Consider the following 18,871-nt stretch of genomic DNA (forward strand, 5'->3'; position numbering starts at 1 on the left):
ACCCGCGTGGTAGCGCGGGCCTTAGTGCGGACAGGCGGAGGTTTAGCCCTCCTGCTGAGCCTCAGCCTGCTTCATCTGCTCCTCGACCTGCTTGCGGACCTCGTCCATGTCCAGCTTCTCGGCCTGGGAGATGAGGTCGTTGAGAGCCTCCTTCGGCAGCATGCCGGCCTCGCGGGCCAGCAGGATGCCGTCGCGGAACATCATGATCGTCGGGATGGACTGGATCTGCAGGGCTGCTGCGAGCTCCTGGTTAGCCTCGGTGTCCACCTTGCCGAAGGTGACCTCCGGGTGCTCCTCGGAGGTGGCCTCGAAGATCGGGCCGAAGCGCTTGCATGGGCCGCACCACTCTGCCCAGAAGTCCAGCAGGACGATGCCTTCCTTGCCGACGGTCTCCTGGAAGTTCTCGCCAGTGATTTCCTTCGTAGCCATGATCTTTCCTTTCGCTGAATGCGTTGTATTTTCCGCCCGGGGTGTCCGCCCGGCGCGGCGAGTATTCATCGTTTCTTTCTGTCCGGTGCAACGTCGGGTGCAGTTTGCTTTATTCCACGGTCGGCGCGCACAACATGAGTTACTTTGTTTTTTATGAGCATCCCGAACGCATCTTTCGCTGAAGCAGCACCATCTGCCACCTATAAGGCCTGGAAGAAGCTGGCTAAGAAGCCGGCCGGCAACCGCCTGTTCTCCGCATTCGCTGCCTTCAAGGCCCCGTACTTCCTCACCGTGCTGCCGTATGTCAAGGATCTGCGCCCGGGCTACTGCCAGGTCACCGCGCCGAAGTGGTGGCTGGTCCAGAACCACATCGGCACCTTCCACGCCATTGCCGCCTGCAACCTCGCTGAGGTCGCGATGGGCATGCTCGCCGAGGCCTCCGTGCCGAACACCCACCGCTGGCTGCCGATGGGCATGGAAGCGAAGTACCTGAAGAAGACCACCGGCCGGCTGACCGCCACCGCGACCGCCGAACTGCCGGACTTCTCCACCATCACCCGTGAGACCGGCGGCCAGGAAGTCCCGGTGAAGATCCACTTCGAGGACTCCGCCGGCGTGGAGTCCACCTACGCGGAGATCAAGATCTGGGTCACCGCCAAGAAGTAGGCGCGGCTCACCCTTGGAAGGCGAACCAGCGGCCGCCCACCCGGTGCAGCTCGACGTCCATGTCGTAGAGCTCCCCGAGCTTCTCAGCGGTCAGCGCCTCGTCCACCGGGCCGCTGGACAGGATGCGCCCGTCCTTCATCAGCAGCACGTCCGTCGTGGACGCCGCGATCTCCTCCACGTGGTGCGTGATCAGCACCGTCGCCACCTCCGGCCGGGCCTCGCGCAGCCGGTCCACGACGTGCAGCAGCGTCTCCCGCCCCGGCAGGTCCAGCCCTGTCGAGGGCTCGTCCAGAAGCAGCAGCTCCGGCTGCGTCACCAGGGCCCGGGCGATCAGCGTGCGCGCCCGCTCCCCCTGGCTCATCTGCGGCCAGCGCCGATCGGTGCGGTTGCCCATTCCCACCAGATCCAACAACTCGCTGGTGCGCTGCTTCATCTCCTCGGTGTAGTCGAAGCGCTGCACGTAGCCATTCGACCCGGACGCCCCGGAGAGCACCGCCTCATAGGCCGTGATGTCCCCCAGGTTCTTCCGCGGGTCCACGTGCCCGATGCGTTTGCGCAGCTCCAGGGTGTTGACCTTCCCCATCTGCTCGCCGAGGATCTCGACGGTCCCGGTGGTGGGGAAGGACTGCGCCCCCATCAGCTTGAGCATGGTCGTCTTCCCCGCACCGTTGGGCCCGAGGATCGACCAGTGCGTGCCCGCGGGAACCTTAAGGTCAATCCCGGAGATGAGGTCCTTACCATTGCGGGTCACGGCCACCCCCGAGATGGAGATCGCCACCGGCCGCTCCCCCGTACCTGCAGTGTTCGCGTCGCTGTGATCCATGCCTCATAACCCTACGCCCCGGGCAGACACGCCCGCGGGCCACCCTTCCCCTTCCCCGTTTCCACCCCGGGGCGCGGTGTCTTCTTGTTATGACGACGTCAGGGCGAAACCCAGCCCCCACGCCGCGCAGGCCACCCCGAGCATGCCCACGGCCACCAGGGCGGCCACCGCGTAGCGGCAAACCACAGCGTAGCGGTGGAGCGTGGAGCGCGGTGACGCAGCAGGCTCGGCGGCCTCAGGCGGTGCGAGGAGGTCCGTGACCAGGCCGACCGCCACGGTGGAGAAGGTGGTGAAGCCGCCCAGGAATCCGGTCCCCATCACGAGCACGGCCGCGGCCCCGCTCACCGAGACCGGCCCCAGCGAGAGCTCGCCGAGCGCATCCGGCCCCTCCCCCGCACCGGTGGCCGCGCCCATGAGCAGGCCCAGCAGGAGGCTGCCGACGGTATTAATCACCGCCAGGCTCGCCAACGGGGGCACGTGGCGTTTCAGCCAACTATCCGCACCCCAGCGGGCGAGCGCGCCCAGCCCGCCAGCGATGGCCATGAGGAGCACCGCGCCTGCGCCATAACCCGCCATCACGCATCACCCCCGAGGGCGCTCTGGTCCGGCTGCCCGCCGGGCTGCTTGCCCGCGCCCTGCTCGGCGGACTGGGAAGTCACACCCCCGCGCTGGCTGGCGGCGCGGCCGGCAGCAATGCCGGCCGTAGCCGCGCACACGCCCAGCACGATCGTGGCCGCGAAGTAGCCGAGGACGGCAATGGCGCCGGCGTCGTCGTTAATAAAAGCGACCGCACCGGCGAGAGCAGAGTAACTGGTGAACGCCCCGCAGAAACCGGTGCCGAGCAGGAGCTTCTCGCGGCCCGCGAGGAACCAGTCGCGCCGCACGGAGGAGCCAAACCCCGCTGCCGCATTGTCGTCCCGGAAGAAGCTGCCCACAAAGCCCAGCAGCCCCGCGCCGAGCACATTCGCGGACAGCAGCCCCCACTGCCCGGCCAGGCCGGCCCCGCCGCTGAGCGCATCGGTGAGCACCCAGCGGGCCAAAGTGCCGAGCAGGCCGCCGGTGAACACGAGCAGAGCGCCAATCACGCTGTTCAGCGTACCAGCGCCCAAAAAATGCGAAAACTCGCCCCACAGCCAACTGCGCGGCTCACTGCGCTTCAGTGAACCGCTGTGCCACTCGAGGGCACAGGCTGGCGGGGCGAGTTTCAGGCAAGGAGGTGGTGGCTACCACCGCCTGGGCGCTTAGGCCTCCTTGACCGCGGAGACGTCGAAGTTCAGGGTGATCTTCTCGGAGACCAGGACACCGCCGCCGTCGAGGGCGGTCTGCCAGGTCAGGCCGAAGTCCTTGCGGTTGATGGTGGTCGCACCCTCGAAGCCGATGCGGGACATGCCCCACGGGTCGGTGACCTCGCCGTTGAAGTCGAAGTCGATGGTGACGGACTTGGTGACGTCCTTGATGGTCAGGTCGCCGGTGACCTTCAGGCCGTCCTCGCCGTTGGCCTCGACCGCGGTGGAGGTGAAGGTGATCTTCGGGAACTTATCCACCTCGAAGAAGTCGGAGGTGCGCAGGTGGCCGTCGCGGTCGGCGTTGCCGGTGTCGATGGAGGCGACGTCGATCTCGACGTTGATTGCCGCGTCCTCGAGGTTCTCCTTGGTGCTAGCGGAGCCGGTGAACTCGGCGAAGTTGCCGCGCACCTTGGTCACCATCGCGTGGCGAGCGGTAAAGCCGATCTCCGTGTGAGTCGGGTCGATGTTGTAGGTGCCTGCGTAGTCGTTCACGGACTTGGTCATTGTGTTGCCTTTCGTTGCGGCGGCTGCGTTGTTCCGCCGTGGTGATTTTTCTTTCAGGACGTCAGGCTCCGGCCTGGCGTTGATCTCAACCATAGGCCGATGTTGGTGACGTGTCAACTACTTAGAAATATGTTTAAATGAATGCACCATGAGCAGGAATGATTCACAGCTGACGCCCCAGGACGACGCCACAACACAGGCAGCCCCGGGAGCGAAGCACAATGCGAAGGACGGTACGGCACAGCCCGAGACCCAGCAGGCAGTCCCGAACCCAGCACAGGACGTGCGCTGGCTGACCGACGAGGAACAGCAGGTCTGGCGCCAATGGCTAGACCTGGGCGCCCGAATCACCAACGCGCTCAGTCGCGAACTGCAGCTCGACAGCACCATTTCGCTGGCCGACTACGAGGTGTTGGTCTACCTGTCGGAATCGCCGGATCACCGGCAGCGCGTCGTGGCGCTCGCCGAGGCCATCAAGTGGGAGCGCTCCAGGCTCTCCCACCAGATCACCCGCATGGCCAAGCGCGGGCTCGTCCGCCGCGAGGCCTGCGATAAGGACGGCCGCGGCGCCTTCGTGATCCTCGAGGAGCAGGGGCTGGAGGCCATCACCGCCGCCGCACCCGGGCACGTCGAAGCCGTGCGCCACATGATGTTCGACGGGCTGAGCGCAGAGCAGCTCGCCGCCTTCCGGGACGTGCTCGCCCACATCGAGCCGCAGGTCGCGGACCAGGAGGAGCGCATCGCCGCAGCCCTGGCCGCCAAGCGCGGGCGCGGCAAGGCGCAGAGTTAAACGCTTCTCAGGCGGACTGAGCAGGAATCAGGCGGGGCGCAGCACGGCGGAGCGCCCCAGGAACTAGCCCGCGCGGTACTCGGAGAACTTCGAGTACTGCAGCTGGTGGGCCACCACCACGGTGCCGATCGGGCCGCCACGGTGCTTCGCGAGGATGATGTCCGCCTCGCCGGCGCGCTCGTGATCGCGGTTTGCGCTATCCGGGCGGTTGATCAGCATGACCATGTCCGCGTCCTGCTCCAGGGAACCGGACTCACGCAGGTCGGAGATGCGCGGCAGGGCGTCGTCGCCACGGCTCTCCACACCACGGTTCAGCTGGGAGATCGCCACGACCGGGACGTCCACCTCCTTGGCCAGCAGCTTCAGCTGGCGGGAGAACTCGGAAACCTCCTGCTGGCGGGACTCGACTTTCTTGCCCGAGCTCATGAGCTGCAGGTAATCCACCACGATCAGCCCGATATCGTGCTGTTGCTTCAGGCGGCGGGCCTTCGCGCGGATCTCCATCATCGTGAGATTCGGGGAATCATCGATGAAGATCGGGGACTTATCGATCTCCCCGATGCGGCGGGTCAGCCGCTCCCAGTCGTCCTCCTCCATCTTGCCGCCGCGCATCGCGGAGAGGTGCACCTCCGCCTCTGCGGAGAGGATGCGCATCATGACCTCGGACTTACTCATCTCCAGGCTGAAGAGCACGGAGGCCTTGTTCTGGCGGATGGACGCCGAACGCATGAAGTCCAGTGCCAGGGTGGACTTACCCACACCAGGGCGGGCCGCGACGATGATCATCTGCCCACCGTGCAGGCCGTTGGTGAGGTCGTCCAGGTCTTGGAAGCCGGTGGCAATACCCTTGGCGGTGCCGCCCTGAGACTCGAGCTCGTCGATCTCGTCCAGGGTGGGGTCCAGCAGGCGCTCGAAGACCTCGTAATCCTCGCTGGTCGCGGAGTTCGTCAGCGCGAACATCTCCTGCTGGGCGTTGTCCACCACGGACTCCACCTCCGCACCCTCGATGCCGGAGTAGCCCAGCTGCACGATGCGGGTACCCGCGGTCACCAGGCGGCGCAGCGTGGCCTTCTCCTTGACCAGGTTGGCGTAGTAGCCCACGTTCGCACTGGTCGGGGTCTTGGACATGATGGACTGCAGGTACGGCGCGCCACCGATCTGCTCGAGTTTGCCATCCCGGTCCAGCCGGCCGGCGACGATGACCGGGTCGACCTCCTTGCCCTCCCCGTAGAGGCGGACGATAACGTCGAAGATCGTCTGGTGGGCGGGACGGTAGAAGTCGTCCATGACGAGGACCTCGACGACCTCGCTGATGGCGTCCTTGTTCATCAGCATGCCGCCGAGCACGCCCTGCTCCGCCGCGACGTTCTGTGGCATCTCGCGGCCCAAGTCCTGGAATTCTTCACGACGTCCACCCGAACGCCCGGATCGGCGCTGGCCGGATCCGAAGTTATTGCGGGCGGGCGCGGCCGAGCTCCACGATCCCCCACCGCTATCCGGGTGCGGGGCGTGCTCCTCCTCCGGTGGTGGCGGCAGGAGTTCTGCGCCGTCGTCGAAAGACATTCCACCCATGTTGCTCTCCATCGTGCCTCCGCGTGCTTAATCAGGCTCGGTTATCACCCTAGCCAGCGCTGCGGACAAACCCGATTCGGCGGCCCAGAGCGTTCTCATTCTTGTTCTTCAGATGACTAACTCGGGGCCGATCCAGCATGCTGTCGGAGGAGTTATCCACAGGCTGTTGTGGATAGCTCTGTGTATGGCGTGTGGATGATGTGTGGACAAATCCACAAGCCCCAGGTCAGCTTGTGGATGAACTGTGCATGAGACTGTTTATAACCATCAGACTGCCCTATTTGTGCAGGTAGAGAGGCTTTCCAAAAAGCTGGCGAAAAACGGACCCCCCTGTGGATAACTTCCGAAAATGCCTATAAGTGCAGCTCAATATGGCGTGTCACCCACAACTCTCACCCACCGCTAGACCCCCCGAAATTACAAGTTTTGGGACGCGCCGCGGGCAGTTATCCACATCCTTGCCCACATCGCGCAATACCCCTGAATACACCAAGCCCCCGGCGGGATCATTCCCGGCCGGGGGCCTCGTGCTTGCTGTTGTCTATGTGTGCGTTCCGGCGTTCATCGCAGCAGCGCCGCTCGCCTGTGCGGCGGCCTGCACACCAGCCAAAACGCGGTGAAAAATGGCCTGTCCCATCGCCATTGTGCATGGGCGGTGCCAACCCGACCCCTGGGTGTCTAAGCCAGAGGCATGGAAGGCCGGACCCGCCGCAAAACCGGTTGTCTAGGCCGGCGAAGGTCAGCGAGGGCTTAAGCGCACAGCGCTCAGACGGCGCGGCTCCTGCCACCCGCCTCGGCGCTGGACGCCAGGCTGCTTCTGCGATTACTTATCGGCGTCGACCACTGCGAACTCGAGGTTCGCGGTCATGCCGGAAACCAGCTTCACATCCACGGCGTACTTACCCGTGTTCTTGATGCTGTTCTTTGGCAGCTTGATGGCGTGCTTGTCCAGCTTCGGACCGCCTGCGCGCTCAACAGCTGCGACGACGTCTGCGGAGGTCACGGAGCCGAACAGCTTGCCGCCCTGTGCGGTGCGCACCGGCACCTGAACAGCGGACAGCGCCTCGAGCTCTGCCTTGACCGCCTCTGCGTGCTCCTGGTCGCGGATAACGCGATCAGCCTTGGCACGCTGGATGTCCTTGATCTGCTTCTCTGCGCCGCGGGTCGCAACGATGGCGTAGCCGCGTGGCAGCAGGTAGTTACGTCCGTAACCAGCCTTGACTTCAACGATGTCGCCGGGGACACCGAGCTTGTCAACGGCGGTGGTGAGGATCAGCTTCATGATCCAACCCTTTCGTTGTGCATGGAGTGTTGACGTGAACAGTGATTATTGCTTCTGGCGGCCGGTCTGCCGGTCACCAGCGCTCAATCAATTGGTTCAGAATGGCGGCTCTTCGTCGCCGACACCGAAATCAGTTTGAGGTGCAGAGTTCCACGGGTCATCGGCATTGGAGGCATTCTGCCCGCCGAAGCCACCCTGGTTCTGCTGGCCACCCATGCTCTGCCCAGAACCGGAGCCCTGGTTGAATCCGCCCTGGCCGCCCTGGTTTCCACCAAAGCCGCCCTGGCCACCCTGACCGAAGTTGGAGCCGCCGCCCTGGTTTCCACCAAAGGACTGCCCGCCACCACGGGGGTTGCGCTGTACCTGCGCGGTCGCGTACTTCAGGGACGGGCCAACCTCTTCGGCCTCCACCTCGAAGACGGTGCGCTTCTCGCCCTCACGGGTCTCGAAGCTCCGCTGGCGCAGCCGACCAGTGACGACCACGCGGTCGCCCTTGTTCAGCGAATTGGCCACGTTCTCCGCGGCCTGACGCCAGATGTTGCAGGTGAGGAACAGTGCCTCGCCGTCGACCCACTGGCCTGCCTGCGCGTCGTAGCGCCGCGGGGTGGATGCGACTCGGAAGCTGGCGACTGCGGCACCCGACTGGGTGTAACGCAGCTCCGGATCAGCAACAATGTTGCCGACCAGGGTAATTGGGGTATCTCCCGGTGCCATTGATAGTTCCTTTCAGCTGGGGTTATGCAGTTAAGGCCAGGTTAATCGCCTGCGCCCCGTGCTGCATGGGTGAAGCTGATTTCTTACTTGTCCTTGCGGAGCACCTTGGTGCGCAGGACGTTGTCGTTGAGGTTGAGCACGCGGTCGAGCTCGCGCACAGTGTCCGACTCGCAGGTCAGGTCGAGAACGATGTAGACGCCCTCTTCCTTCTTCTGGATCGGGTACTCAAAGCGGCGCTTGCCCCAGACATCAACCTTGTCGACCGAGCCCTTTTCCTCGCGGACAATGTTCAGGTACTTGTCCAACGATGGGGCTACGGTGCGCTCATCCTGGGAAGGATCGACGATGATCATGACTTCGTATTGACGCACGGACCTCATCACCTCCTGTGGTCTAGTGTTTCGGCCATGCTTATTTGGGCATGGCAGGAGGGTCGTTGCGTCAGCAACCTGGCCAGTGTACCCCGCTGCCTGCGGAAATGGGAAATCCGCGACCGTGGCCCCCGTTGCTCCCCGCGCTCCCCCATCCGGCCTGCCCGGGGCCGGGTTATTTATTGATCGAGGCCCAGCCCACGGCCAGGGTGACCGGGATGATCGTCATGAACACGATCGCGATGGAAAACAGCAGGATGATGACGTTTTTGGGCTTCTGCGCGTGGAAGCTGTAGAACGCCGTGCCGAAGAAGATGAATCCGATGAGGATGCTGCCCATCCCCAGGTACAAGGACATCGACATTGCCGCTCTAACTCTCCCTTAGTCCGTTGCGGGCGCTGCCTCGCTGCGGTTCTTCCCAGCGGGCTTCTTCTTCACCGTGGTTGCGCCGCTTTCTTTTTCCGACGTCAACCGCCTCGCGCCCGGCTCCTTAGCAGCCAGGATACCCGCGAGCGGGTCTGCTCCCGAATGCGCGGCGCGCACCAGGTCGCCCTGCCTGCCCGGCGCGGTCAGGCGCCCGTCAGTCTGCAGCATGTCGCGGATGACGATCACCGCCATCGCGACCAGCAGGCCCAGGCGCAGCACCGTCACGCTGTCGACCAGCCAATTCGGAGCAGCCTCCTCGGCGGGGAGGAACTGCCACATCCGCAGGTACCAGTAGCCGGCCTCGATGGTGGCCCAGATGAAGTACAGCCGCCAGCGGGGCAGCGCCAGGGCGATCAGCGGCACCAGCCAAATGGAGTACTGCGGACTCCACACCTTATTGGTCAGCAGGAAGGCAAGCACCGCAAGGAAGGCGACCTGAGCGACCCGGGGCGTCGTCCTCAAATAAAAAACGACGAACCAGCCCAGGGCGACCAGGGCTACGAGCAGCAACCCGGTGGTGATGTAGTTGAGCGTCTCCACGCCCTCGATGGCCTTGGAGGGCGAGCCGCCGTCCCAGGCCTGGTTGCCGGTGATGTGGGCGATGACCGCGTAGATCGTCGAGCCCTCGTAGCCGCGCACGGAGTTCAGGCGGAAGAACTCGCCCCAACCGCGGGGCGCGGCGATCATCACCGGGGCGTTGAGCAGCGCCCAGCTGCCGATCGCGCCACCCAGCATGCGGCCCAGCTCGCGCCACGCGCGGGTCTTCAGGCACAGCAACAGCAGCGCCCCCAGGATGAATGCGGGCCAGAGCTTCGCGGCCACCCCGAGCCCGCCGAGCACGCCCGCGAGCAGGGGCTTGTGATTCGCCCACGCGGCCAGGCAGCCCACTGCGAAGACGATGGAGAGCAGGTCGAAGTTCGTGAACGCGTGGACGATCACCAGCGGGGAGGCGGCCATGAGCATCGCGTCCCAGGTGCGCGCGCCCACCAGGCGGGTCAGCAGCGCTACCCCGATCAGCCAGCACAGGGCCAGACCAATGGAGGAGACGGCGAAGAAGACCACGGAGGCGGGAACCGGCGGCAGGCCCAGGGAATCCCACGCGGCATGCACCGGCCGGGCGAGTGCCGCGGCGAAGTATTGATAGAACCCGGAGAGCACCGGGTACTCCATCCACCGCTCCACCCCATCGGTGGTGATGGACTGGAAGTACGGGACGGTCAGGGTATCCAGGCCCCGGCCGCCGAACAGCGGGATCTGGTCCGAGTAACAGGCCGCGGTGTACTGCGGTCGGCCCGACCAGTCCAGGTGAGCCTGGCCCTCAGCATTGACGTTGCCGCGCAGGCACGGGGCCTTCTGCAACCAGCCGAGAATGAGGAAGAAACCCGCAGTCGCGAGGATCGCTAGCTGCGGGTTCCACCGGGGCGCCACCGCGTGGCGGTCACGGTTGGCCATTTAGCCCAAGAGATCGTCGATGATCTGGCCGAGGTCCGGCGGCGGCGGGGCTCCCCCGCCACCGGTGTTCCCGCCACCCTGGCGCGGTGGCGTGGCCGGCTCCGGCTGCGGAGCCGGGGCTTCCTGCGATGGCTGTTCCTGCTCCGGCTCCGGCTGCGGGTTCTCCGGCGCGACGTAGCCACCGTTGTCCGGAACGCCGGCCGCAGCCTCGCCGCCGGAGCCCCAGTTCTCGATCGGGTCGTCGACCAGGGAGCGGTCCATCACGTTCTTCCAGATGGTGGACGGCATGCCGGAGCCGTACATGGTCCCGCCCCACTGGTTGACCAGCGGGCGGTTGTCCACGGTGCCGATCCACACGGCGGTGGCCAGCTGCGGGGTGGAGCCGATCATCCAGGCGTCCTTGTTCTGGCCGGTGTCACCGAGCTGGGCGGTACCGGTCTTCGCAGCGGACGGGCGGCCATTGGCCAGGGCGTTGCCGTTGGAGTAGGCCGCGATCGGGCCCATCGCCTCGATGACGGCGTTGGCGATCTCCTTGTCGATCACCTGGTCGCCCTCCGGGTCGGTGTTGTCGAGCAGGACCTCACCATTGGAGTTCTCCACCTTCTCCACGAAGTGCGGGCGGTGGAAGACACCCTCGTTGGAGAGGGTCGCCAGGCCAGCGGCCATGTCCAGCGGGCGGGACTGGTACTGGCCCAGGACGATGCCCTCGTACGGGGTGCCGCCGTTTTCCTGCAGGGTCTTGCCGAAGCCCGGCAGCTCCTCGGCCACGCCCAGGCGGTGGGCCATGTCAGCCACGGCCTGCGCGCCCCCGTCGAGGGAGCGGGTCAGGCGAATGAAGGAGGTGTTCAGGGACATCTTCAGGGCCTGCGCGATGGAGCAGCTGCCGCAGGATTCGCCACCGACGTTCGTGACCTCGGTCTGGCCGGTGGTCACCGGGGAGGAGTCGAAGTTGTCGTAGATCGATCCGCCCTGGTCCAGGTAGGCGGCGAGGCCAAAGATCTTGAACGTCGAGCCAGTCTGCATCGGCGCATTGGCGTAGTCCCAGCCGACCGGGTCGTCGCCACCGTAGTAGCCGCGCACTCCGCCGGTCTTCGGGTCAATGGTGACGACCGCCCCGCGGATGCCCTCCATCGCGCCCTCGAACTGCTGGTGCACCTCGTCGACGACCGCCTGCTGGACCTTCGGGTCGATCGTGGTGGTGATCTTCAGGCCCCCGGTGTTGACCTGGTTTTCGTTGATGCCGGCTTCCTCAAGCTCGCGGATGACTGCCTGCTTGATGAGCCCGTTGGTGCCCTTAGCCTGGTGCACCTGCCCTGCCTTGGCCGGGTCCTGGGCCTTCGGGTATTCCGCGGTGTCGCGCTGCTCCTGGGTGATGGAGCCCATGCCGAGCATGCCGTCGAGCACGTAGTTCCAGCGGGATTCCGCGCGCTCGCGGTTGGTCCACGGGTCCAGCACGCTCGGGGACTGGATGGACGCGGCGAGCACCGCGCCTTCCTCGACGGTGAGGTCCTTGACGTCCTTGTTGAAGTAGGCGTGTGCGGCGGAGTTGATGCCGTAGGCGTTGCGCCCGAAGTAGATGGTGTTGAGGTAGGCGCCGAGGATCTCGTCCTTGGACCACTCGCGGGCCATCTTGGAGGAAATCACCAGCTCCTTGGCCTTACGGGAGATGCTGAGCTCATCGCCGACCATGGCGTTCTTCACGTACTGCTGCGTGATGGTGGAACCACCGCCGGCGCTGCTGTTGCCGGTGAGCTGGCCGAGCGCGGCGCGGCCGAAGCCGGTCAGGGAGAAGCCGGGGTTGTCGTAGAAGTCCCGGTCCTCTGCGGCGAGGACGGCCTCGCGGACATGCTCCGGAATCTCGGAGATCTCCACGTTGGTGCGGTTGCCCTCGGGCGGGATGATGCGCGCGAGCTCGGTCTCGTTATCGGAGGCCATGATGTAGGAGACCTGGTTGTTGACCAGCTCCTCTGGCTCCGGGACCTTGGTCACGGAGTAGGCGGTGAAGAAGGCCACGACGGGCACGATGATGGCGACCGCGATGAGCGCGGTGAAGCCCACCAGGACTTTCTTGCGGAATTCGCTATCGCGCCAGTGGTTCTTCTTGCGTGCCCGCGCGACGTAGTTACCGCTGCGGACAGAGCGCCCGGAGCCGGACCCGTTCTTCTTCGGGCCTGGCTTCGCGGCGTTGTTCTTGCGGCGCGGCGGCTGAGTGTTCTTACTCAACGAGCTATGTCTCCTCATTGAAAAGGGCAGTCGATTTTCATTACTTTACGCGGTCGCCCCCGTGGTTTGCACCTTTCGCGCGCCACTTTCGCCACAGGGGTTAACTTCCTTCCCATCCGCGTGGCCCGCGCCTTCTCGGAATGTCCTGCTCTCTCGGTTCCCCTCCCCTACCGTTTAGGACGTCGCCCCGGGCCAGCACTTGATCGGTTTACTGGCGGCTCTTGATCGGTCAACCGCCTTAAGCACCCCAATCGCCAAGGTCAGCGGCCTTAAGTTGTTCAGCTATGAGCAATAATTCGACTTCCCCTGCAGCGGCCGAGGGCCGCACGGTCAACATCGCGATCGTCGGCCTCGGCAACTGCGCCACCTCCCTGGTTGAGGGTCTTGAGTTTTATAAGGACGCCGCCCCGGATGCTGAGATCCCGGGCCTGATGCACACCGTTTTCGGCGATTATCACGTCGCGGACGTCAAGGTCGTCGCCGGTTTCGACGTCGACGCGGACAAGGTCGGCAAGGACGTTTCCGAGGCGCTGTACTCCAGCCAGAACCAGACGATCAAGATCGCGGACATCCCGCACCTCGGCGTCGAGGTCAAGCGCGGCGCGACCCACGACGGCCTGGGCCGTTACTACCAGGAGTCGATCGAGGAGTCCTCGGTGGAGCCGGTGGACGTCGTCGCTGAGCTGAAGAAGGCGGAGGCGGACGTCGTCGTCAGCTACCTGCCGGTCGGCTCCGAGGAGGCGGACCGCTTCTACGCGCAGTGCGCCATCGACGCTGGCTGCGCGTTCGTCAACGCCCTGCCGGTGTTCATCGCCTCCGACCCGGAGTGGGCGCAGAAGTTCCGCGACGCGGGCCTGCCGATCATCGGCGATGACATCAAGTCCCAGGTCGGCGCCACGATCACCCACCGCGTGCTCGCCCACCTCTTCGAGGAGCGCGGCGTGCGCCTGGACCGCACGATGCAGCTGAACGTCGGCGGCAACATGGACTTCAAGAACATGCTGGAGCGCGAGCGTCTGGAGTCGAAGAAGATCTCCAAGACGCAGGCGGTGACGTCCAACCTGAAGACCTCCCCGCTGGCGGGCAAGGTACACGACAAGAACGTGCACATCGGGCCGTCGGACTACGTGGGCTGGCTGGATGACCGGAAGTGGGCCTACGTGCGCCTGGAGGGCTCCGCCTTCGGTGAGGTGCCGCTGAACCTGGAGTACAAGCTCGAGGTGTGGGACTCCCCGAACTCCGCGGGCATCATCATCGATGCTGTTCGCGCGGCGAAGATCGCCCTGGACCGCGGCGTTGCTGGGCCGGTTGAGGCGGCGTCCAGCTACCTGATGAAGTCCCCTCCGACGCAGCTGCCGGACGACGTGGCGCGCACCCAGCTGGAGGAGTTCATCTCCGGCGGGATCGCCTAAACCGCTCACGTGCGTCGGCTGAGGCTTCGGATCAGTCGGCGTCACGAACCGCTGCCCCCGGGGGCCTACACGAGCCTCCGGGGGTAATTTTTTCCCGTGATAAGGGATTATCTGGTACTCGATAGTTTTGCACCGACAACACTCAGGTAGATTGGTCTATATGCCACGTTCAAAAATGGACATTGCCCGGGATCTTCGCCCGAGCCTCACGCGCCTCTACCTGCTGTACTTCCGTAAGACGGAGCAGTCGAACATCTCGCAGGCCCAGCTGTCGATCATGATGATCCTGGACAGCGAGGGGCCCATGCGCATTTCTCAGATCGCTGCGATGGAGTCCATCCGCATGCCGACGGCCTCCAACGCCGTCAACCAGCTCGAGACGATGGGGCTGGTCCACCGCGTTCGGGACGTCAGCGACCGCCGCGGCGTGCGCGTTCAGCTCACCGACAAGGGGCGGGAGGAGCTGCACAACCAGGAGGGGGCGCGCAGCATCCAGCTCGCTAGCATGCTGGAGAACCTCAGCGAGGAAGAGCTGCAGACCGTGGACGCTTTCATCCCGGTCATCGACACCATCCTGGAGCGGTACTCTGAGGATGACGAGAGCGCTACTCCAGCCGATCCCGCGAAGTAGCGCTAAAAGCTGAATTGGGACGGGGAGCTCAACGCTGTGGCACCGAAGAAGACGAAGAAGTCCCGCACCGCTAAGAAGGCCTTCCGCCCGCCGACGCTCGCGAAGCCGGTGATCGCGCCGCGTGTGAACCGGGCGCTGCGCGTGCTGGTCGCGTGGCCGCCGCATGCCGGAAGCGTGGGCGAGGACTTGGCGCGCACCGTTGCCTGGCTCGCGCAGGAGAACCCGCTGGTCGTGCGCACCGCGACGGTGATCTCCCAGACCTGGCCGCAGATGGACGTCCCCGCCACCGCGGCGGATCAGGCGGACCTCTACCCCACCGCCAGCTCGGACCTCTACCCCACCAGCCCGGACACCAGCGGTAGCCACGGCACGCCGGGGGCCGGGGTGGGCGCGGCTGAGGCGCTGGGCGCCCCGGTCGCCGGCTCCGCCAGCCCCACCAGCTTCACGGCGGCCCGGGAGGCCTTCAATACGTGGCTGGAGGCAGAAATGGCCGCGGCGGGCGAGTCCGCGCGTGCCGCCCTGCTGGCTGCCGGGGTGCCCGAGGAGATGCTGGACGAAGAGCAGCTCGCGATGGTCTACAGCGACCATTCCGAGACCAGCCGACTCATCGAGGCCGGTGAGGAGTTCGGGGCGGATGTGATTCTGCTGGGTTCGCAGGCGGATTCGCCGGACGGGCGCTTCCGGATGGGCTCGACCGCGGACGCGCTGCTGCACTGCTCCCCGCTGCCGCTGATGCTCGTGCCGCGGAACCTGGACTTCTCCAAGGCCGGTCCGACCCGCGTGAACTGCGCTTATGTGGATACCGAGCAGTCCCAGCAGGCACTGCGCCATGCCTCGGATCTCGCGCGGCGGTGGGAGGTGCCACTGCGCCTGGTGGCCTTCTCCCCCGCCGGGGTCTCGCTGGATCCCACGCAGGTGGCCTTCGGCGACGCGGTGGATGCCGCGGGTGCCGACAGTGCCGGTGCTGTTGGTTCTAACAACGCCGCTGCCCCGTTGGCGGAGGCGTGGCAGGTGCAGGCCAAGGAGCTGCTGGAGCGTGGCCGGAAACGAGCGCTGTCCCGCCACCCAGAGCTGGAGGTCACGCCGAAGACCGGCATCGGCGCGAGCTGGGAGGAGGCCGTCGGCGCGATCAAGTGGCGCAAGGGCGACCTGATGGTCATGGGCTCCAGCGTGCTGGGTGACTTCAACCGCGTGTTCATCGGCCCATCGACAAACCAGATCCTGCGGCACGTGCCGGTGCCGGTGTTCCTCAGCACGGTCTAGTTGGTCGGGTCGGTCTAGTTGGTCGCGTCGAGCGAGCCGAGTCCAGCTGCCCCTCCCCCGTTGTGCGTGGCGCGCCGCAGCACAGACGCACTACCCCGCCCGGGTTACTCTTCCCCGCTCGAGTGTGGCAGCGGGGTTTAGCTTTGTGGCCGGGATCTCTTAAGGTTGGGAGCTACCAGGAGTTTCACCGAAGGAGAGGGTAATCGTGAGTACGTTAGGCCCGGGGCACCCGGAGAATCGCGCCGAGCTGCCGCCGGAGGACCTTCCGCCGCAGACCGCCGGCCGCCCGAAGCTCACCGAGCTCGATTACGAGGCCGATCCCCTCGCCCGCCTGGAGCGCAATAACCGCTCGACGAAGCAGGCGATCATCTACTTCTGTGCCGTCCCGGGCATCGCTGCCGTCCTGGCATTGGGCACGGCAATCATCTCCCGCATCGTGGGCGGCCCGTATTGCGATGCCGATTCCTCCGCCTGGTTGTGCACCGAGGGCTTCCGGCTGTTCTTCCACATCGCCCCTGCTCTGGTGTGCTTTTTCGGGCTCTTCGGAGCGGCGTATATCTGCTACTACAAGTGGAAGCGCCACCAGCGCTGGCGCCCGTGGATCGCGGTGATCTGGTTCATCATGCCCGTGGCGATCGGCTGGTCGGTCAACAGCGCGGCGATGCTGATCCTCAACGCCTAAAACTCAGCGCTCCCCACGTCCCAACGGGGCCCACCCCAACGGGTCCCGAACGAGCCTCGAGGGGCAAAGCTCCAACGCAAACCGGCTCTTCCGGTTTTGGAGTGCGTAGTTGACCATGGGGTGGGGTTCGGGGTGGCACAACATATAGGGGTCCTGGCCGGTACAAGATGAGAGTTACGACGCTTCCATCCAACCGAACCAGGACCCTACTGTGCAGCTTACTGGCAACCTTGTCGCCGACACCATCTGCCGTACCGCGGAGATCGGATTGACGATCACCGGTGCCGCCGACGCCGGAAACATCACCATCATCGACGCCACCCCGGTGGCCGTGAACCACACCTGCCCGGACTGCGGGCACCCCGGGAAGCTGAGGGATCACACCCTGCGCCGGCTCGTTGATCTTCCCGTCGTCGGGTTCCCCACCCGCCTGGACGTCCGCGTCCCCCGCTTTCTGTGCACAGAGCCCTTCTGCTCTAGGAAGATCTTCCAGGCATCCCTGGCCTGCGCCGATGACGGATCCAAGCTCACCCACCGAGTCACCCGCTGGATCCTCCAGCGCCTCGCCATTGACCGGATGAGTGTGTCTGCCACCGCGAAAGCACTCGGCGTGGGCTGGGACCTGGTCAACCAGGTCGCACTCGATGCCTGCCGCCAGCTCGTCTACGACGACCCGCACCACCTCGACGGCGTGCGCATCCTCGGAGTCGATGAGCACGTCTGGAAACACACCCGAGGTCAGCCTTCGAACCTGGTGACCATCCTCGTGGACCTCACCCCACTGGTCGACGGCCGCGGGCCCGCCCGACTACTAGACATGCGACCGGGGCGGTCCGCGGACGTGCTGCGCGGGTGGCTGCAGGAACGCGACCCCGGTTTCCGCAGCCAGGTGCAGGTGGTGACCATGGATGGGTTTGCCGGTTATGCGGCTCTTCACGAACGAGGGTGTAGGTGGGGTCTGAAGCCTCCGGCTTCGAGCAGGCTGCGTGCGACGTAGTTCGTGAGATTCCTGAAGCCGAGCGCGGAGCCGCGGAGGTGTTCGAGTCGGCCGTTGATCGCCTCTGTTGGCCCGTTCGATGTGCCGGGGCGATCGAAGAACGCGAGGATGTCGGCGGCACGCTGGCCCATGGTGCGGCCGAGCCGGCGGATCTCTACGAGCGCGGCGGGGACGCCGGTGGTGATCGCATCGATCGCGGCGTGCATCATCTGTTTGGCCTTCTTCTTGTCGGGTTCCCGGTAGGCGGCGACGATGCGCTGGTAGATACCCCAGGTCGCTTCGACTTCGACGTGCTCTTCGATCGCGAACACAGCCTCCAGGCGGGCGGTCTGTTTCTCAGTGAGCAGGTCCGCGCCGGTGTGCAGGGTGCGGCGCGCTTTGTAGAGCGGGTCACCGGCGCGGCCGCGATGCCCGACCGTGTCCTGCTGCACTCGGCGTCGGCACTGGTCCAACGCGTCGCCGGCGAGGCGGACAACGTGGAAGGGGTCCATGACCGGGACGGCGTCGGGGAGTTCTTCGGCGGCGGCCGTCTTGAAGCCTGCGAGCCCGTCCATCGCGACGACTTCGATCCGCTTGCTCCACTCGGGTGGGCGCGCCGCGAGCCATTGCTTGAACACCGCCTTCGAACGACCCTCGACCATGTCCAGCAGCCGCGCGGGGCCGGTCTTGTCGCGGGCCGGGGTGAGGTCGATGATCACGGTGACGTACTTGTCACCGAGGCGGGTGTGCCGCCAGACGTGCTCGTCGACGCCGATCGTGGTGACCCCGTCGAACCGACCAGGATCGTCGATGAGTCGACGCTTGCCCTCCGCGAGCACCGCAGTGTTCGCGGCGCTCCAGGAAACCCCGAGACCCGCGGCGACACGGGTCACGGTGAGGTGGTCGATGACGATGCCCCGCAGCGCCCACTCCACGCCAAGGCGGGAGATCTTCGCTCGCGGCGCGGCGGCGCGAGTCATGTCCTGCCGCCACGTCCGTCGGCAGTGCGCGCACCGGTAGCGGCGGACCCGGACCAGAAGCGTTGTCGGCCTATGCCCGAACGGCTCATGCGCGAGTCGACGCGTCACCGTGTCCCGCGACACGCCCTCCGCCCCGCACTTCCGACACCAGGGGTCCACCTCGACCGGCCGACACTCGATCATCGCCCGGTCCCGCTCGATCAGCTGGCCGACCGCTTCGAGTCCGAGTTCATCCAGGCGGCAGAACGTGGTCAGGTCAGGGGTCGCGAAAGTAGAGTGGAGCACGTCGAGGTCTTTCGGGATGGCGAGCGTGAAGAACTTCCATCATCCGGGAGACCTCGACCCCTACCCGGCCACCGACGCGCTCACCCGACTACACCCTCGTTCG

The 18,871-nt window shown here is 65.6% G+C and carries 19 protein-coding genes and 1 pseudogene; 7 read left to right on the forward strand and 13 right to left on the reverse strand.

From position 1 onward, the window contains the following. Positions 1-42 precede the first annotated feature (42 nt). Positions 43-429: a thioredoxin gene (gene trxA, locus QP140_RS07760; protein WP_284758996.1), complete on the reverse strand. Its 387-nt coding sequence runs from the start codon at positions 427-429 to the stop codon at positions 43-45. A 153-nt stretch (positions 430-582) separates the two neighbouring features. Between trxA and QP140_RS07765 the strand changes: the two genes are divergently transcribed. Beyond that, on the forward strand, positions 583-1,095 hold the full coding sequence (locus tag QP140_RS07765) for a hotdog fold domain-containing protein (protein ID WP_284758998.1): 513 nt from the start codon (positions 583-585) through the stop codon (positions 1,093-1,095). Between the two features lie 7 nt (positions 1,096-1,102). Here QP140_RS07765 and QP140_RS07770 read toward each other — a convergent pair whose 3' ends face one another. The 4 genes from QP140_RS07770 to QP140_RS07785 form a co-directional block, all read right to left on the reverse strand. Continuing rightward, positions 1,103-1,918 (reverse strand): ABC transporter ATP-binding protein, encoded by an 816-nt coding sequence (locus tag QP140_RS07770; protein WP_070761724.1) that lies wholly within the window; start codon positions 1,916-1,918, stop codon positions 1,103-1,105. Positions 1,919-2,005: 87 nt separating this feature from the next. Next, the gene (locus QP140_RS07775; RefSeq protein ID WP_070761723.1) at positions 2,006-2,494 is read right to left on the reverse strand and encodes a CrcB family protein; all 489 of its coding nucleotides are present in this window, start codon (positions 2,492-2,494) and stop codon (positions 2,006-2,008) included. Then, the gene (locus tag QP140_RS07780; RefSeq protein WP_284759001.1) at positions 2,494-3,003 is read right to left on the reverse strand and encodes a fluoride efflux transporter FluC; all 510 of its coding nucleotides are present in this window, start codon (positions 3,001-3,003) and stop codon (positions 2,494-2,496) included. Before QP140_RS07780 ends, QP140_RS07775 begins: the two co-directional genes overlap by 1 nt. Positions 3,004-3,159: 156 nt before the next feature. Beyond that, complete coding sequence (locus QP140_RS07785; protein WP_284759002.1) at positions 3,160-3,708, reverse strand: YceI family protein; 549 nt, start codon at positions 3,706-3,708, stop codon at positions 3,160-3,162. Between the two features lie 148 nt (positions 3,709-3,856). Between QP140_RS07785 and QP140_RS07790 the strand changes: the two genes are divergently transcribed. Then, entirely contained in the window at positions 3,857-4,498 is a 642-nt protein-coding gene (locus QP140_RS07790) for a MarR family winged helix-turn-helix transcriptional regulator (protein WP_284759003.1), read from the forward strand. Between the two features lie 63 nt (positions 4,499-4,561). On the opposite strand, the gene dnaB is transcribed toward QP140_RS07790, so the two are convergent. The 7 genes from dnaB to QP140_RS07825 all read right to left on the reverse strand — a co-directional run bounded on the left by dnaB (position 4,562) and on the right by QP140_RS07825 (position 12,557). Next, positions 4,562-6,082: a replicative DNA helicase gene (gene dnaB / locus QP140_RS07795; RefSeq protein ID WP_284759004.1), complete on the reverse strand. Its 1,521-nt coding sequence runs from the start codon at positions 6,080-6,082 to the stop codon at positions 4,562-4,564. Positions 6,083-6,893: 811 nt separating this feature from the next. Continuing rightward, positions 6,894-7,352, reverse strand: a complete 459-nt coding sequence (gene rplI, locus QP140_RS07800) for a 50S ribosomal protein L9 (RefSeq protein WP_012361209.1) — start codon at positions 7,350-7,352, stop codon at positions 6,894-6,896. Positions 7,353-7,448: 96 nt separating this feature from the next. Further along, positions 7,449-8,066, reverse strand: coding sequence for a single-stranded DNA-binding protein (locus QP140_RS07805; protein ID WP_284759007.1), 618 nt, complete (start codon positions 8,064-8,066; stop codon positions 7,449-7,451). Positions 8,067-8,149: 83 nt separating this feature from the next. After that, positions 8,150-8,437 carry a 30S ribosomal protein S6 gene (gene rpsF, locus QP140_RS07810; RefSeq protein WP_012361211.1) on the reverse strand — a complete coding sequence of 96 codons (288 nt, stop codon included), beginning with the start codon at positions 8,435-8,437 and terminating at the stop codon, positions 8,150-8,152. Positions 8,438-8,612: 175 nt separating this feature from the next. Then, the gene (locus tag QP140_RS07815; RefSeq protein ID WP_012361212.1) at positions 8,613-8,801 is read right to left on the reverse strand and encodes a hypothetical protein; all 189 of its coding nucleotides are present in this window, start codon (positions 8,799-8,801) and stop codon (positions 8,613-8,615) included. Positions 8,802-8,819: 18 nt separating this feature from the next. Beyond that, positions 8,820-10,316, reverse strand: a complete 1,497-nt coding sequence (locus QP140_RS07820) for a glycosyltransferase family 87 protein (protein WP_284759009.1) — start codon at positions 10,314-10,316, stop codon at positions 8,820-8,822. Continuing rightward, positions 10,317-12,557 carry a transglycosylase domain-containing protein gene (locus QP140_RS07825; RefSeq protein ID WP_284759011.1) on the reverse strand — a complete coding sequence of 747 codons (2,241 nt, stop codon included), beginning with the start codon at positions 12,555-12,557 and terminating at the stop codon, positions 10,317-10,319. It abuts the gene before it with no gap. Between the two features lie 266 nt (positions 12,558-12,823). Between QP140_RS07825 and QP140_RS07830 the strand changes: the two genes are divergently transcribed. The 5 genes and pseudogenes from QP140_RS07830 to QP140_RS07850 all read left to right on the forward strand — a co-directional run. Continuing rightward, complete coding sequence (locus tag QP140_RS07830) at positions 12,824-13,951, forward strand: inositol-3-phosphate synthase (RefSeq protein ID WP_284759013.1); 1,128 nt, start codon at positions 12,824-12,826, stop codon at positions 13,949-13,951. Positions 13,952-14,111: 160 nt separating this feature from the next. Further along, entirely contained in the window at positions 14,112-14,582 is a 471-nt protein-coding gene (locus QP140_RS07835) for a MarR family winged helix-turn-helix transcriptional regulator (protein WP_070757888.1), read from the forward strand. 36 nt (positions 14,583-14,618) lie between these two features. Then, the gene (locus tag QP140_RS07840) at positions 14,619-15,845 is read left to right on the forward strand and encodes a universal stress protein (RefSeq protein ID WP_284759015.1); all 1,227 of its coding nucleotides are present in this window, start codon (positions 14,619-14,621) and stop codon (positions 15,843-15,845) included. Positions 15,846-16,050: 205 nt separating this feature from the next. Beyond that, a complete protein-coding gene (locus tag QP140_RS07845; protein WP_148811401.1) occupies positions 16,051-16,527 on the forward strand; it encodes a hypothetical protein in 477 nt (158 codons plus the stop codon). Positions 16,528-16,738: 211 nt separating this feature from the next. Continuing rightward, positions 16,739-17,455: pseudogene (locus QP140_RS07850) on the forward strand (transposase); the annotation flags it as partial. A 5-nt stretch (positions 17,456-17,460) separates the two neighbouring features. Here QP140_RS07850 and QP140_RS07855 read toward each other — a convergent pair. Then, a complete protein-coding gene (locus tag QP140_RS07855) occupies positions 17,461-18,768 on the reverse strand; it encodes an ISL3 family transposase (RefSeq protein ID WP_048733072.1) in 1,308 nt (435 codons plus the stop codon). Positions 18,769-18,871 lie beyond the last annotated feature (103 nt).

Origin of the sequence: Corynebacterium sp. UMB9976 (genome assembly GCF_030212265.1) — a bacterium.
In the GTDB taxonomy this organism is placed as follows: Bacteria; Actinomycetota; Actinomycetes; order Mycobacteriales; family Mycobacteriaceae; genus Corynebacterium.